At 73.1% G+C, this 13,773-nt stretch carries 14 protein-coding genes; 8 read left to right on the top strand and 6 right to left on the bottom strand.

Features of this window, described 5'->3' with window-relative positions; all coding sequences use genetic code 11:
- Window positions 1–87: 87 nt before the first annotated feature.
- Genes ACZ37P_RS32215 through ACZ37P_RS32205 form a run of 3 tightly spaced genes read right to left on the bottom strand, consistent with a single transcriptional unit; the run spans window position 88 to window position 4,477 of the window.
- Entirely contained in the window at window positions 88–1,758 is a 1,671-nt protein-coding gene (locus ACZ37P_RS32215; RefSeq protein ID WP_467349889.1) for a (Fe-S)-binding protein, read from the bottom strand.
- On the bottom strand, window positions 1,759–2,985 hold the full coding sequence (locus ACZ37P_RS32210; protein ID WP_467349887.1) for an FAD-binding oxidoreductase: 1,227 nt from the start codon (window positions 2,983–2,985) through the stop codon (window positions 1,759–1,761).
- 1 nt (window position 2,986) lies between these two features.
- On the bottom strand, window positions 2,987–4,477 hold the full coding sequence (locus tag ACZ37P_RS32205; protein WP_467349886.1) for an FAD-linked oxidase C-terminal domain-containing protein: 1,491 nt from the start codon (window positions 4,475–4,477) through the stop codon (window positions 2,987–2,989).
- Window positions 4,478–4,691: 214 nt separating this feature from the next.
- Here ACZ37P_RS32205 and ACZ37P_RS32200 point away from each other — a divergent pair, with 214 nt between their 5' ends.
- Both ACZ37P_RS32200 and ACZ37P_RS32195 read left to right on the top strand, forming a co-directional pair.
- Window positions 4,692–5,567, top strand: coding sequence for a LysR family transcriptional regulator (locus tag ACZ37P_RS32200; RefSeq protein WP_467349884.1), 876 nt, complete (start codon window positions 4,692–4,694; stop codon window positions 5,565–5,567).
- Window positions 5,568–5,642: 75 nt separating this feature from the next.
- Window positions 5,643–6,440, top strand: a complete 798-nt coding sequence (locus ACZ37P_RS32195; RefSeq protein ID WP_467349883.1) for a hypothetical protein — start codon at window positions 5,643–5,645, stop codon at window positions 6,438–6,440.
- A gap of 13 nt (window positions 6,441–6,453) precedes the next feature.
- Here ACZ37P_RS32195 and crcB (ACZ37P_RS32190) read toward each other — a convergent pair whose 3' ends face one another.
- Window positions 6,454–6,828, bottom strand: coding sequence for a fluoride efflux transporter CrcB (gene crcB, locus ACZ37P_RS32190; protein ID WP_355335058.1), 375 nt, complete (start codon window positions 6,826–6,828; stop codon window positions 6,454–6,456).
- Window positions 6,825–7,346, bottom strand: a complete 522-nt coding sequence (gene crcB, locus ACZ37P_RS32185; RefSeq protein ID WP_467349882.1) for a fluoride efflux transporter CrcB — start codon at window positions 7,344–7,346, stop codon at window positions 6,825–6,827. The genes crcB (ACZ37P_RS32190) and crcB (ACZ37P_RS32185) overlap by 4 nt, the downstream gene beginning before the upstream one ends.
- 218 nt (window positions 7,347–7,564) lie before the next feature.
- Between crcB (ACZ37P_RS32185) and ACZ37P_RS32180 the strand changes: the two genes are divergently transcribed.
- The 4 genes from ACZ37P_RS32180 (at window position 7,565) to ACZ37P_RS32165 (ending at window position 10,430) form a co-directional block, all read left to right on the top strand.
- Complete coding sequence (locus ACZ37P_RS32180; RefSeq protein WP_467349880.1) at window positions 7,565–8,026, top strand: SRPBCC family protein; 462 nt, start codon at window positions 7,565–7,567, stop codon at window positions 8,024–8,026.
- An 87-nt stretch (window positions 8,027–8,113) separates the two neighbouring features.
- On the top strand, window positions 8,114–8,647 hold the full coding sequence (locus tag ACZ37P_RS32175) for a SigE family RNA polymerase sigma factor (RefSeq protein WP_355335065.1): 534 nt from the start codon (window positions 8,114–8,116) through the stop codon (window positions 8,645–8,647).
- Window positions 8,640–8,987 (top strand): hypothetical protein, encoded by a 348-nt coding sequence (locus ACZ37P_RS32170; RefSeq protein WP_391047884.1) that lies wholly within the window; start codon window positions 8,640–8,642, stop codon window positions 8,985–8,987. Before ACZ37P_RS32175 ends, ACZ37P_RS32170 begins: the two co-directional genes overlap by 8 nt.
- 135 nt (window positions 8,988–9,122) lie before the next feature.
- The gene (locus ACZ37P_RS32165; protein ID WP_467349878.1) at window positions 9,123–10,430 is read left to right on the top strand and encodes a mannosyltransferase family protein; all 1,308 of its coding nucleotides are present in this window, start codon (window positions 9,123–9,125) and stop codon (window positions 10,428–10,430) included.
- A gap of 60 nt (window positions 10,431–10,490) precedes the next feature.
- Here ACZ37P_RS32165 and ACZ37P_RS32160 read toward each other — a convergent pair whose 3' ends face one another.
- Complete coding sequence (locus tag ACZ37P_RS32160; protein WP_188283203.1) at window positions 10,491–10,886, bottom strand: TOBE domain-containing protein; 396 nt, start codon at window positions 10,884–10,886, stop codon at window positions 10,491–10,493.
- Between the two features lie 243 nt (window positions 10,887–11,129).
- Between ACZ37P_RS32160 and ACZ37P_RS32155 the strand changes: the two genes are divergently transcribed.
- Together ACZ37P_RS32155 and ACZ37P_RS32150 are read left to right on the top strand one after the other, a co-directional pair.
- Window positions 11,130–11,549: a TOBE domain-containing protein gene (locus ACZ37P_RS32155; RefSeq protein ID WP_355335071.1), complete on the top strand. Its 420-nt coding sequence runs from the start codon at window positions 11,130–11,132 to the stop codon at window positions 11,547–11,549.
- Window positions 11,550–11,744: 195 nt separating this feature from the next.
- Window positions 11,745–13,628, top strand: coding sequence for a coagulation factor 5/8 type domain-containing protein (locus tag ACZ37P_RS32150; RefSeq protein WP_467349876.1), 1,884 nt, complete (start codon window positions 11,745–11,747; stop codon window positions 13,626–13,628).
- Window positions 13,629–13,773: the final 145 nt, after the last annotated feature.

The raw sequence follows: 13,773 nt of genomic DNA, 5'->3' as shown, positions 1-13,773 counted from the left end.
GAAGGCTGTGGCGTGCCGAAGGCGCGCCGCGTACCGCCCTACGCCGTACTGGCCAGTGAACTCCGGGCGTCACCGCATGTCAACGCGTCATCGGCCGACCGGGGCGCGCCCGGGCGGTTCCGCCTCACCGGAGCTCCGCCGCGTGGCGCGGGTCCCGGGGGTGGCGTAGGAGATGACGGTGCCGGGTCCTTCGAGTGCCCGGGCCAGGAGCCGGTCGACGGGGACACCCCGGATCGAGGCGTCGAGCACCTGCACGGTGTGGGCGACGGGCAGCCGCTCGCCCATGCGGGCCAACGTGGTGGCGACCTGCATCCAGCAGCCGGGGTTCGCGGTGACCATGATGTCCGCGCCGGTCGCCAGGACCGCCTTGGCCTTGCGTTCGCCGAGTTCGCGTGCGGGTTCCGCGTGCAGCAGGTTGTACGTGCCCGCGCTGCCGCAGCAGATCTCGGCCTCCGCCAACTCCCTTGTCTCCAGGCCGGGAACAGCCCTCAGCAGTCGGCGCGGCTGGTCGCGTACGGCCTGCGCGTGCGCCAGGTGGCAGGCGTCCTGGTAGGCGACGGTCATGGGGAGCGGGTGCCTGGGGGCCACCGGGCCCAATTCGTCGAGGAGTTCGGTGATGTCCTTGACCTTGGCGGCCAGCGCCTCCGCGCGCCGCGCCCAGTCGGGCTCGTCGCGCAACTGGTGGCCGTACTCCTTGAGGTTGGACCCGCAGCCCGCGGCGTTCACCACGACGGTCTCCACCCCGGCCGCCTCGAACGTCTCGATGACGGACTTCGCGAAGCCCTCCGCCTCGGGGGCCCGGCCCGCGTGCGCGGACAGCGCGCCGCAGCAGCTCTGACGTCGCGGTACGACCACGTCGCAGCCCTCGGCGGCCAGGACGCGTACGGTCGCGGCGTTCACATCGGGGAAGAAGGTCCCCTGGACGCAGCCGGTGAGCAGGCCGACGGTACGGCGGCGTGCGCCGACGGCGGGGGTGTGTTCCGGCAGCTTGTCGACATGGCCGAGCCTGGGGGCCAGCGACTCCATGGCCTGGAGAGGGCGCGGCAGCCGTCGCAGCACTCCGCCGCGGGCGAGCAGCCGCCCGAGACCGCTCGCCTGGTAGACGCGCAGCGGTCCGCGCAGGGCGCGCAGACGGCGGGGGTAGGGGAACAGGCCGTAGATCAGGGCGCGCAACAGCCGTTCGGCGCGCGGCCGTTGGACCCGGCGTTCGAGCTGGGCGCGGGTGCTCTCAATGAGCTTGTCGTACTGCACGCCGGACGGGCAGGCCGTCACGCACGCCATGCAGCCGAGGCACTGGTCGAGGTGACGCACGCTGCCGGCGTCGAAAGCGTCGCCTTCGAGTCCGGCCTTCATGATGTCGATGCGCCCGCGCGGGCTGTCCATCTCCTCGCCCCACAGCACATACGTCGGGCAGGTGGGCAGGCAGAAGCCGCAGTGCACGCAGTCCCCGACGAGCGCCGCGTCCGGCGGGTGGTGGGCGTCGAAGGCGCTGCCGGGCGGCGGCGCGCTGCCCGGCATGCCGAGGGCGACGGTGGCGGCGCCCGCGCTGGGCGCGACGGACACACCGAGTACGGGCGGCACCGGGACCGGGGGCTCCCCCGAACCCCGTGGCGGGAGCGACCCGTTGGAGGCGCCCGTTGAACCCCCGTCCGGGAGCGACCCGTTGGAGGAGCCCTTGGAGGCGTCCTGGGAGGCATCCTTGGACGTGTCCGCCGAATTCCCGTGCGGAAGGGGCCCGTTGGGGGTGTCCGCGGCCATCTAGAGTCCTCCGAGCAGTCGGCCGGGCGACAGACGCCGCTCCGGGTCGAAGCGGTCCTTGACTCGCGTCATCAGGTCGAACGAGTCGGCGACCGGCCCCCAGTGGTCGAGCGCGTCGCGCGCGTCGTCGGCGGCGATCACCACCGCGGAGCCGTCGTACGGGGCGATCGACGCCCGCAGCGCCGCGAGGTCGGTGTCGGTGGGCACCGCCATGTACGCCACTCCCGTGCAGGCCGACGCGGTGCCCGAAGCGCCGTCCGGGAGGGCGTCGAGCACGCGGGGCAGCGCGAAGGGTTCGTGGGCAAGCCGCAGGACGAGGCCGCCGGTCGGCCGCGCTCCGAACCAGTCGGGGACCTCGTCCGCGTGCGCCCCCGCCCCCAGCAACGCGATCGCGGCGCGCGACTGGGCGCGTACGGAAGCGGCGCTGCTCTCGAAGAGCACGGTCAACTCCCCCGCCCGCGAAGACCAGTTGAGTTCGACGGCGGTGGGGGTGAGCGTGGAGCGGGCGAGCAGCGCGGCGTACCTGCCCGCTTCGGCGCTGTCCTGTACGGGCACGGTGACCGCGCCGGTGACCGGTGGCAGCGGGTGGAGGCGCCAGGTCGTGGAGACCAGGACGCCGAGGCCGCCGTGCGCTCCGGTGTAGAGCTTGCCGAGGTCGTATCCGGCCACGTTCTTGACGACCTTGCCGCCCGATCGCGCGAGCGTGCCGTCGGCCAGGGCGACGGTGACGCCGATGAGCAGGTCGCGGGCGGTGCCGTAGCGCAGTCGGCGCGGCCCCGAGGCGTTGGCGCTGACGATCCCGCCGAGCGTGGCGCCCGCTTCCGGCGGGTCGAGGGCGAGCCTCTGGCCGTGTTCCGCGAGCTGTCGTTGCAGGTCGGCCAGTGGCACCCCGGCCTCGGCGACGACCACGAGGTCGCCGGGCGCGTACTCCACGACCCGGCCCAGTCCCGCGGTGCGCAGCAGCAGGTCGCAGGAGGTGGCAGGGGCGGCCCAGCCGGTCTTCGTACCGCCGCCGACCGGGACGACGGTGCCGGTGGTGCTCCGCAGGATCTCGGCGACCTCGGCGGCGGTCGCGGGTTCGACGGTCTCCGCTGCGGTCGCGGGTTCGACGGTCTCCGCTGCGGTCGCGGGTTCGGCGACCTCGGCGGCGGCCACGGGTTCGACAGTCTCGGACCGTACGGCCCCCGCCTGCGCGGTGTCCGGACGCGCGCGGTGCGGTGCGGTCATCTCAGAACACCTCGCCCAGCGCCGGGTCGTGCGTGTCGGCGGCGGTGCGGACGCCGGGGCGCTCCCCGCATAGCCGCGGGGTCGGGAACTGCTTGCCGGGGTTGGCGATGTTGTCGGGGTCGAAGGCGCAGCGGACGAGTTGCATGGTGTCCAGGTCCTCGTCCGTGAACTGCCGGGTCATCCGCGACTTCTTCTCCAGGCCGACGCCGTGTTCCCCGGTGATGGAGCCGCCCGCCTCGACGCACAGGTCGAGGATGGCGAAGCCCAGCTCCTCGGCGGCGTGCGCGGCGCCGGGGACGGTGTCGTCGAAGAGGATGAGGGGGTGCAGATTGCCGTCGCCCGCGTGGAAGACGTTGGCGACGCGGATCCCGGCGCGCTCGGCGAGGCGGCCGACCTCGGTGAGGATCTCGGGCAGCCGGGTGCGCGGGATGACGCCGTCCTGGACGTAGTAGGCGGGACTGATCCGGCCGACGGCCGCGAAGGCGGACTTGCGGCCCTTCCACATCAGGGCGCGCTCGGCGGCGTCGCGGGCGATGCGGGTCTCGAACGCGTTTCGCGCGGCGGCCAGTTGCTCGACCTGGACGAATTGTTCGTCCACCTCGACGTGGGGGCCGTCGAGTTCGATGACGAGGACGGCGACCGCGCCCTGCGGGTAACCGCAGTTGACCGCGGCCTCGGCCGCCTCGATGGCGAGGGCGTCCATCATCTCGATGGCCGCGGGCAGGATGCCCGCCGCGATGATGTCGCTGACGGCTCCGGCCGCGTCCTCCACGGTGTGGAAGCCGACGAGCATGGTCTGCACGGATTCGGGCGCCTGGATGGTGCGGACGGTGACCTCGGTGGCGACGCCGAGCGTGCCCTCGCTGCCGACGAACGCGCCGAGCAGGTCGAGGCCCGGGTGTTCGGGCGCGGTGCCCCCGAGGTGCACCACCTCGCCGTCGGGCAGGACGACTTCGGCGCCCATGACGTGGTTGACGGTGAAGCCGTACTTGAGGCAGTGCGCGCCGCCCGCGTTCTCCGCGACGTTCCCGCCGATGGAACAGACCTGCTGCGATGACGGGTCGGGCGCGTACGCCTGGCCGTAGGGGGCGGCCTCGCGGGTGACCGACAGGTTGATCACGCCGGGCTCGACGACGACGCGGGCGTTGTCGGGGTCGACGGAGACGATCCGGCGGAGCCTGGACAGCACGATGAGGACGCCGTCGGCGACGGGGACGGCGCCGCCGGACAGCCCGGTACCGGAGCCGCGGGCGACGAACGGGACTCCGGCCTCGGCGCACAGCCGCACCGCCGCCACGACGTCGTCGCGGTGCTCGGCGAGGACGACGACGGCGGGCCGTACCCGGAAGTTGGTCAGGCCGTCGCATTCGTAGGTGCGCAGTTGGGCGGGGTCGGTGAGGACCTTCTCCGCGCCGATGGAGGCGCGCAGCCGGGCCGCGAGCCCTGGCGCCTTGGGCGTGGGCCGGTCCGCGTCGGCCGGGACGGCGGTCATCGCGCACTCCTCCGCTTGATTCCACTCCTCGGTAACTGAATACCGAATGATGGAAGAATGCCGTCGCCTTCCGAGCACGTCAAGGGTGGCGGGTGGCATTCGTCACCCCCGCACGGACCGCCCCTCCCGCCCCAGGCGGCCACAGGCCGCGACCGCCGCCTTCCGTCCGGGCTTGGAACAATGGGGCTCGATTCAGCAGCTAGAGTGCTGAATCATGGAACTGCGCCAGCTCGAATACTTCGTGGCGGTCGCCGAGGAGCGGCACTTCACCCGGGCCGCCCAGCGCATGCTGGTCTCCCAGTCCGGGCTGTCCGCCTCGGTGCGCGCGCTGGAGCGCGAGCTGGGCTCGCCGCTGTTCGTCCGCACCACACGCAGCGTCGAACTCACCGGCGCCGGGCGGGCGTTGCTCGTGGAGGCGACCCGTACGCTGGCCGGCGCCCGCGCCGCGCGGGAGGCCGTGGCCGCGGTGCAGGGGCTGCTGCGCGGCACTCTCTCGGTCGGCATCGAGCAGTGCGTGACCATCGACATCGGCGACCTGCTGGCCCGCTTCCGCGCCCGGCACCCCAATGTCGAGGTCCGGCTGCGCCAGGCGGGCTCGACCGTGCTCGCTGGCGACGTGGCCGACGGCCATCTCGACGTCGCCTTCGTGACCCTGCCGGGAGCGCCGCCCGAGGGCGTACGCCTGCTGCCGCTGACCACCGAGCCGATGGTGCTGCTCTGCGACCCCGGCCACCGGCTGGCGGGCGAGCCGCAGGTGAAGTGGGCGGACCTCGACGGCGAGACCTTCGTGGACTTCCACGCCGACTGGGGCGCCCGGCAGCTCACCGACCGGGCCTTCGCCGCCTGCGGCACCTCCCGCCAGGTCGCCCTCGAGGTGTACGACGTGCACACGGTGATCGACCTGGTCCGCTACGGGCTCGGCATCGCGGTCGTCCCGCGCCCCATCGCCCGCAAGGAGTCGGCCGCGTCGCTGTGCGCCGTGCCGATCACCGGCGCCGAGGACCCGGGCTGGCCGGTCTCCGTCGCCCTGCCCGACGACGACCGGCCAGGACCGGCCGCGCGGGAACTCCTGTCGTACCTGGACCGCTGACCGGATCACGCCCGTCCCCCGTCCGCGCGCCGTGCCCCCGCAATAGGGTGGCCCCAACGCGACGAGGGGGGCGGCGTGATCACCGAGCCCGAGCTGACGGACGGGTCGGGCGACGACCGGCCCGTCGATGTCATCGGCGACGACGACCGGCCGCGGGAGCCGCGCGGCGGACGGCTGTCCGGTGTGCGCCGGCGGCGCGGGCCCTGGGTCTGGGCGCTCGCCGGGGCCGTCGTCGCGTCGGCGGCCTGGGCCGGCGCGCTGCGGGGTGCCGACTACGGCCGTACGGCCCCGCCCGACCTGCACGGATACCGCCTCGCGGATCCGTGCACCGTGGCGGCGCTCCAGCCCCTCGTGGACATGATCGGCCTGTCCTCGATGAGCGAGATCCCCGGACCGATGAACGTCGGCAGGACGCTCGACCACATCGCGTGCCGCCTGGTCGGCAACACGTCGGAGAACGACGACTGGATCACCTCGTACACCATCTCGGTCAGCGTCGACCTGCACAAGAAGACCGACCCCCGGACGGAGTTCGAGGACGGACTGAAGGCGCGGGACGCCGACCCGGCCGAGCCGGCCGCCGGCAGCGGCGTGGTCATGGTCCACGACCCGCGGACGAGCAGGCCGGTCACCGGCCTCGGCGACCGCGCCTTTCTCACCGGTGACTCCACGAGCCAGACCGTGGACGTCCTGCACGGCGGCGCCGTGTTCTCGATCGAGGTCGGCGCCACCGAGGAGTGGATCGGCGCGGGCGAGCGCCCGACGGACGCGGACGGCTCACCCGAACCCCCGCCCCATGTCGACACGAAGCGGTTCGGCGCCCAACTGCCCCGCGCCGTACGTCACTTGATGAGCGTGCTGTCGGCGCGCTGACGAACCCCGCGGCTCAGCCCCAGAACGCCTGCGCCAGCGCCGTACCGGCGAAGGCCGCGCCGAGCCCGGCCGCCACGCTCGCCACCGCGTTGGCCGCGGCAAAGAAGCGGGCGCCGCTCTCGGCCAGCCGCAGCGTCTCGTAGGAGAAGGTCGAGTAGGTGGTGAGGGCGCCGCACAGGCCGGTGCCCAGCAGCACCTGGACCTGGGACGAGGCGGCGCCCTCGGTGACCGCGCCGGTCACGACGCCGAGGACGAGACAGCCGACGACGTTGACGGTGAAGGTGCCCCAGGGGAAGAGGCTGTCGTGCCGGCTCTGGACCGAGCGGTCGGTGAGGTAGCGCATCGGAGCGCCGACCATGGCCCCGACGATGACCAGCAGCCAGTTCATCGCGCCTCCGCCTCGTCGGCCCGCTCGGCCCGGTCCGCGAGCCGCCCGAGCACCACGTGCCGGGTCGCGGCCGCCGCCAGCCACACCGCGGCGAGGGCGGCGAGCAGCGTGAGCGCCAGATACGCGAGCGCGGTACGGGCCTGCCCGCCGTCGATCAGGGCCCGGATGTCGGTGGCGTAGGTGGAGAAGGTGGTGAAGCCGCCGAGCACGCCGGTGCCGAAGAAGGGCCGCACCAGACGGTGCGTGTTCCAGACGTCGGTGATCAGCACCATGAAGACACCGATGACCGCGCAGCCGACGACGTTGACGGTCAGCGTCGTCCACGGGAAGGTGCCGGAGGCCGTCGGCCAGAGCAGCGCGGCCCCGTAGCGGGCGCACGCGCCGACCGCGCCGCCGACCGCGACCACGGCGACGACCGGGGCCTGGCCCTCGCGCGACGCTTCGCGCTGTGCCGGGTCGTGCAGATCGATGTCGGGGTCCACGGGTTCGTCGGGCGTCACGGGCCGGACTTCTGCCACTTTCGTCTCCTACTCACCGGGCACGCCCAAGCTTGGCGTGCGCGCGTCGCAAGTAGGGACCGTTGACGGCTGTGTCGCCGTGGTTCGGGTACGGCGGGCCCCACCGCCGCGCGGTGCTCCGGGGAGCGCCGCAGACCGCCATGCTACCCGGCGGGGTACGAGGGGCGCGTGGGAGTCTGTCTCCTGCCGGAGCCACGCGACCGCGAGGGAGAGTCCCTGTGCCGACCTACCAGACCTCGATCATCGTCGACGCTCCCGTCGCATGCGTCTGGGAGGTGCTCGTCGCCGTCGAGGACTGGCCCGCTCTCACAGCGTCCATGACCTCCGTCCGCCCGCTCGACGCGGACGGCGCGAGCCGGAGCGGGAGCGCGGACCACGTCGTCGCCGTCGGGCGCCGGTTCGCGGTCGAGCAGCCCAAGTTGCGCAAGGCGGTGTGGACGGTCACGGCGCTGGACGAGGGTTCCCGGTTCTCATGGCGGTCCGCGGTTCCCGGAGTGACCACGAGCGGCGACCACCTGGTCGAGCCGGAGGGCGACGGCACCCGCCTCACCCTGGTGCTCACCCAGCGCGGCGCGCTGTCCGGCCTGGTCGGCCTGGTGGCGGGCGGCCTGACCCGCAGGTACCTGGAGATGGAGGCCCGCGGCCTCAAGGAACGCGCCGAGTCGCCCGCCGCGGAGTAGCGGCCACGGCGCGCCGCCACCTCATGTGGCGGCCGTCACAGCAGATTCTCTCCCGTGGATGTCGACCGGACGTCCGGCCCCAGGCGTATGCGTGATGAGGCCGAAGAGAACTGGGAGCTGTTGTTGACCGCTGAGGAGTTCGAAGAGTTCTACGCCCACGCGGTCAGACGGCTCACCGGTCAGCTCTATGTGATGCTCGGCGATCTGCCGGAGGCGCAGGACGTGGTGCAGGAAGCGTTCGTCAGGGGCTGGAGCCGACGGCGGCAGCTCGCGAGGGACGGCAACCCGGAGGGCTGGATCCGTACGGTCGCCTGGCGGCTCGCGGTCAGCCGCTGGCGCGGCCGTCGGCGCTCGGAGGAGGCGTGGCAGCGGTACGGCGGCCCGCCGTCCGTCGAGGAACCGGGCCCCGGCACGGTCGCCCTGGTCTCCGCGCTGCGCGAACTGCCGCCAGGACAGCGGCGGAGCGTCACCCTGCACTACGTGTGCGACCTGTCCGTCGACCAGATCGCCGCGGAGACCGGTGTGTCCAGCAGCACCGTCAAGACGCACCTGGTCAGGGGCCGGGCCACGCTCGCCCAGCATCTGCCGGAACCGCACGCAGAGGAGCCCCCTGGTGCCTGATACCCACGAGGAGCGCTTGAGGTCCGCGTTCAAGAACGCCGCGGCGGACGGTCGCCGCGCGGCGACGCCCGCGCCCCCGACCGTCGTCCGCGCCCGCGGCGACCGCAAGCGGAGGCAGCGGCTCGCGACGGTCGCCGCGGTGGCCTGCGTCCTGATCGGCGGTACGACCGCGTCGCTGGTCACGCTGCTGCCCGGTGACGGCGGCGCCGTCCCGCCCGCCACGAGCCCGGGGCCCGCCACCACCGGCCCGAACGGCCTCCCGTCGTCGACCGCGACCTCCGACTACCCGGTCCGCACCTACCCGCCGACCGGCACGGTCCACATGACGACAGCCCGCTAAGCACTCCCCCCCGTCGCACCCCGCCCCGGCCGCACCGGCCGGCCGGGCAGTCCGGCATGCCCGGAACCGCCACCTGTACGTCGTCGCCCACGCGTCGCCCGAGCGGTCCGTGGCAGCCCCCTCAGGAGCACGACCATGCCCAAGAGCGCCTTCTCCCCGCCCGCGACCGCGCCCCGCCCCGTACCGTCCGAGCCGCCGGACCGTACCGTCCCGCTCCGCCACCGGCTCCCGGGGCGTCTGCCGCTCCCCCGCCTCGGCCCCACCGACCGCGCCGTGCTCTGGCTGTACGCGCTCACGCGGGTCGGCGTCTGGACGACCGCGTACTGCACGGGGCGGCTGTTCACCGGCGACGGCAAGGCACAGCGGGCGCCCTCGATGATGTCCCGCTGGGAGCAGTGGGACTGGGGCTACTACCTGCACGTCGCGCGCGACGGCTACTTCCCGGCGCCGGTGCAGGGAGCCGTTCTCGGCAGCGGCGCGGCCACGCCCGACAACCGCGAGGCGTTCTTCCCCGGCTTCCCGCTGCTGCTGCGCGCCGTGCACCTGCTGATACGCGACTGGACCGCCGCGGGGCTGCTGATCTCGTTCGTGGCGGGGGCCGTCGCCGTGCTGTCGCTGGCCCGGATCGCCGCGCTGGACGGCCGGTCCGCGCGTACGTCCGTAGCCGGGCGCGGCGCGGACCGGCTCCCGGACGACGGGAACGGCACCGGATCGCGCGCCGTGCTCTTCCTGCTGCTCTCCCCCTGCGCGGTCTTCCTCGCCGCCGGGTACACCGAGGCGCTGTTCCTCGCCTTCGCGCTGCCCTGCTGGCTGGCCGCCAAGCGCGGGAACTGGCCGCTCGCCGCCGCGCTGGCCGCCGCCGCGACCACCGTCCGGATCAGCGGTCTGTTCCTCGGCGCCGCGCTCGTCGTCCAGCTCCTGACCTCGGGGCCGCTGACCAAACGGCTGCGGCTGCTGCACTGGCCGGCGCTCTCCGCGCTGCCCGCGCTCGTCTACGCCTGGTATCTGCACGCGCGCACCGGCGACTGGATGGCCTGGAAGCACGCGGAGGAACGCGGCTGGTACCGGACGTTCCACTCGCCGTGGCAGGCGTGGCGGCACACCTGGGACGGCGCCTTCGACCACACGCAGGCCACGCCGTACGCGCTGCTGTTCCAGTTCGAACTCGTCGCCATGGCGGTCGGTCTGGCGCTGCTCTGCCTGCTGCTCAAGCGGCGCCGCTGGCCGGAGGCCGTCTACCTCGGGCTCAGCCTGTGGGCGCTGGGCACCTCGTACTGGTACATGTCCGTGCCGCGCGCCTCACTGCTGTGGTGGCCGCTGTGGACGGGGCTGGCCGCCTGGAGCGTACGACGCCCCTGGCTGACCGCGGCGTACGTGTGCGTCGCCGCGCCGCTGGCCACCGTCCTCACGGTCGCCTTCACCTCGGGACGGTGGGCGGGCTGACACCAGCGGGCGCGACGACACGCTGAGGCGCGACGGTGGCGCGGACGAAGGCGCGGCGGATCAGACCCGGTCGATGTGCACGTTCGTGGACTTCACGCGGGCGGTGGCCTGCATCCCGACCTCCAGGCCCAGTTCCTCGACGGCCTCGCGGGTCAGCAGGGACACCAGCCGGTGCGGCCCGGCCTGGATCTCCACCTGGGCAGCGACGTCGCCGAGCTTCACGGCGGTGACGATGCCGGGGAAGGCGTTGCGGACCGAGGTGTACGAGGCGTCCTCGTCCGCGCTGTCGGACTGCGCGATCTCGACGGAGAACGCGGCCAGGTCGCGGCCGTCGATGAGCCTGCGGCCGTTGTCGTCGCGGTGGGTGGCGACCCGGCCGCCGTCCGCCCAGCGGCGGACCGTGTCGGGGCTGACGCCCAGGAGCCGCGCGGCCTGGCCGATCGTGTAGGACTGCATGGGGAAGACAATAAGCGCAGCCCGCCACCCGGCTCCGCACACCACGGGCGGCGACACGGCGGCCCCTCAATGGACTCCGGCGGACGCCAGAGGCGGGCGACACGGGGGTGGGCGGCAGGCGGCGGCGACACGGCGGACGCGCCGTGCCGGTTCGCGCCCCGGCGCGCGTACGGCGCCCGGTTAGAGTGCCAGAGCCGCACCCGGCAAATCCGACATTCCATACGGCGATCGAGGCGTATCCCCATGAGCCTGAGCATCCGCAACCAACTTCCCGGCACCGTCGCGTCCGTGACCCCCGGCGAGGTGATGGCGACCGTCAAGGTACGGCTGGACGGCGGCCAGGACATCACCGCCGCGATCACCCTGGAGGCGGCGGACGAACTCGGCCTCGCCGAGGGCACGGCGGTCCGCGCCCTGGTGAAGTCCACCGAGGTCTCCCTTGCCACGGGCCCGGTCTCGGGGCTCAGCATCCGCAATCAACTGCCGGGCACCGTCACAGACATCGCCACGGGCGGCGCGATGGCCGCGGTGAAGATCTCCGTCGAGGGCGGCGAGTTGACCTCCGCGATCACCAAGGACGCGGCCGTCGACCTCCGACTCGCCCAGGGCACCGCCGTCACCGCCCTGATCAAGTCGACGGAGATCTCGCTCGCGACCGTCTGACGACCCGTCCGCCGGTGGCCGAGGCAGCACTCCTGAGGCCAGTGGTGTGCTGGTGAACCCGGTGGAGTCACCAGCCGATTCGCTGCGAGAGAGCGCTCTCTTCGTGCTTGACACCCAGTCGCGCGGCCCGCGAGGGTACGTCTCCAAGAGAGCGCTCTCAATTCCCCCCTCGCCGTCAGAAGGTGGTCGTAGCTCATGTCTTCGTTCAGGGCCGCAGACAGTGCACTTCCCAACTCGCAGCAGCCGCAGGCGCCATCGCAGTCGCAGCACACATCCGGGGAGCGCGGCGGTCTGAGCCGCCGTTCGCTGATCGCCACGGCCGCTTTCGCCGGTGTGGTGCCGTTGGCGGGTGCCGCGACCCCCGCCGCGGCGCGGTCGGCCGGCGCGCACTCCCCCGGCGGCCACTCGCCGTCCACGGAACCCGACTTCGGCCCGAACGTCACCGTCTTCGACCCGAGCATGCCCGCCGCCGACATCCAGGCCGCGCTGGACGCGGCCACCGCCGTACAGGTCGCCAACGAATTCGGCACGCAGCGCTACGCCTTCCTCTTCAAGCCGGGCACGTACGACGTCGACGCACAACTCGGCTACTACACCTCGGTCGCGGGCCTCGGGCTGTCGCCCGACGACGTGACCATCAACGGCGCGGTGCGCGTCGAGGGGCAGGCGCAGCCGGGCGGCGGCGACAGCGCGCTCACCAACTTCTGGCGCTCGGCGGAGAATCTGGCGGTCAACCCGACCGACGGCATCAACTGGTGGGCGGTGTCGCAGGCCGCGCCGCTGCGCCGGGTGCACATCCGCGGCCAGCTCTTCCTCTTCCCCCGGCAGGGCGGTTACTCCAGCGGCGGCTTCATCGCCGACTCGGTGGTGGACGGGCAGGTGATCAACGCCTCGCAGCAGCAGTGGCTGACGCGGGACAGCTCGGTCGGCTCCTGGTCCAACGGCGTGTGGAACCAGGTCTTCGCGGGTGTCGTCGGCGCCCCCGAGCAGTCCTTCCCCGACCCGCCGTACACGACGCTGGCCACCAGCCCGCTCAGCCGCGAGAAGCCCTTCCTGTACGTCGACTCGGCGGGCCGTTACCGGGTGTTCCTGCCGTCGCTGCGGCACGACGCGGTCGGCGCGTCCTGGTCCGGCGGTACGACCGAGGGCACCTCGGTGCCCATCGACCGGTTCTTCATCGCCAAGCCCACGGACTCGGTGCGCGCCATCAACCGCGCGCTGGCGCAGGGCAAGCACCTGCTCCTGACGCCGGGCGTCTACCGGCTGGCGGAGTCCATCAAGGTCAAGTGGTCGGGCACGGTGGTGCTCGGCCTGGGCTTCCCCACCCTCACGCCGGTCGGCGGAGCGGTGCCGATGACGGTCGCGGACGTCAAGGGCGTCCGCGTCGCGGGGCTGCTCTTCGACGCGGGCAAGACCAACTCCCCCGCCCTGCTGGAGGTCGGCAGCAGGCGCGGCGGCCGTACGGACCCGCGCGACCCGACCTCGCTCCAGGACGTGTTCTTCCGGATCGGCGGCGCGGGCGCGGGCAAGGCCACCACGAGCCTGGTCGTCAACAGCGACAATGTGCTGCTCGACCACATCTGGGCCTGGCGCGCGGACCACGGTACGGGCGTCGGCTGGACGGTGAACACCGCGGAGACCGGCGTGGTCGTCAACGGTGACCACGTCCTGGCCACCGGCCTGTTCGTGGAGCACTACCAGAAGTACAACGTCATCTGGAACGGCGACCACGGCCGGACGGTCATGTTCCAGAACGAGTTGCCGTACGACCCGCCGAATCAGGCCGCCTACGGGCATCACGGCGTCGCGGGCTGGGCCGCGTACAAGGTGGCGGATTCGGTCCGGCACCACGAGGGCTGGGGTCTTGGCAGCTACTGCTTCTTCAACGTGGACCCGACGATCCACAACGCCCACAGCTTCGAGGTGCCCGAACGGCCGGGCGTACGGTTCCACGACCTGCTGACCGTCTCGCTCAACGGAGACGGCGTGATCGACCACGTCATCAACGACTACGGCGCGGCGGCGCAGGGCTCGGCGACGGTCCCGGTGGACGTGGTGAGCTACCCGCCGACGCACTGACGCCGCGCGCACGCCCCGGTGGCGGGCGGTGACGCGTGGTGACGGGCCCCGGGGGGGAGGGGGGGGGGCGGGGGCTCCCCCCCGCCGTCTACAATCCCCCCCACAACCCGGCCGACGACCCCCGACAAACGACGTAGGGACGAGG

The sequence above is a fragment of the Streptomyces sp. NPDC024632 genome, assembly GCF_055559175.1.
Note: the sequence above shows the minus strand (reverse complement) of the source record. Positions and strands in the feature narration are given on the sequence as shown.

What these genes read in the sequence shown, in the direction of transcription:
- ACZ37P_RS32215 (WP_467349889.1), bottom strand. Translation starts at nt 1,758, where the DNA reads ATGGCCGCGGACACCCCCAACGGGCCCCTTCCGCACGGGAATTCGGCG.
- ACZ37P_RS32210 (WP_467349887.1), bottom strand. Translation starts at nt 2,985, where the DNA reads ATGACCGCACCGCACCGCGCGCGTCCGGACACCGCGCAGGCGGGGGCC.
- ACZ37P_RS32205 (WP_467349886.1), bottom strand. Translation starts at nt 4,477, where the DNA reads ATGACCGCCGTCCCGGCCGACGCGGACCGGCCCACGCCCAAGGCGCCA.
- ACZ37P_RS32200 (WP_467349884.1), top strand. Translation starts at nt 4,692, where the DNA reads ATGGAACTGCGCCAGCTCGAATACTTCGTGGCGGTCGCCGAGGAGCGG.
- crcB (WP_355335058.1), bottom strand. Translation starts at nt 6,828, where the DNA reads ATGAACTGGCTGCTGGTCATCGTCGGGGCCATGGTCGGCGCTCCGATG.
- ACZ37P_RS32175 (WP_355335065.1), top strand. Translation starts at nt 8,114, where the DNA reads ATGCGTGATGAGGCCGAAGAGAACTGGGAGCTGTTGTTGACCGCTGAG.
- ACZ37P_RS32165 (WP_467349878.1), top strand. Translation starts at nt 9,123, where the DNA reads ATGCCCAAGAGCGCCTTCTCCCCGCCCGCGACCGCGCCCCGCCCCGTA.
- ACZ37P_RS32160 (WP_188283203.1), bottom strand. Translation starts at nt 10,886, where the DNA reads ATGCAGTCCTACACGATCGGCCAGGCCGCGCGGCTCCTGGGCGTCAGC.
- ACZ37P_RS32155 (WP_355335071.1), top strand. Translation starts at nt 11,130, where the DNA reads ATGAGCCTGAGCATCCGCAACCAACTTCCCGGCACCGTCGCGTCCGTG.
- ACZ37P_RS32150 (WP_467349876.1), top strand. Translation starts at nt 11,745, where the DNA reads ATGTCTTCGTTCAGGGCCGCAGACAGTGCACTTCCCAACTCGCAGCAG.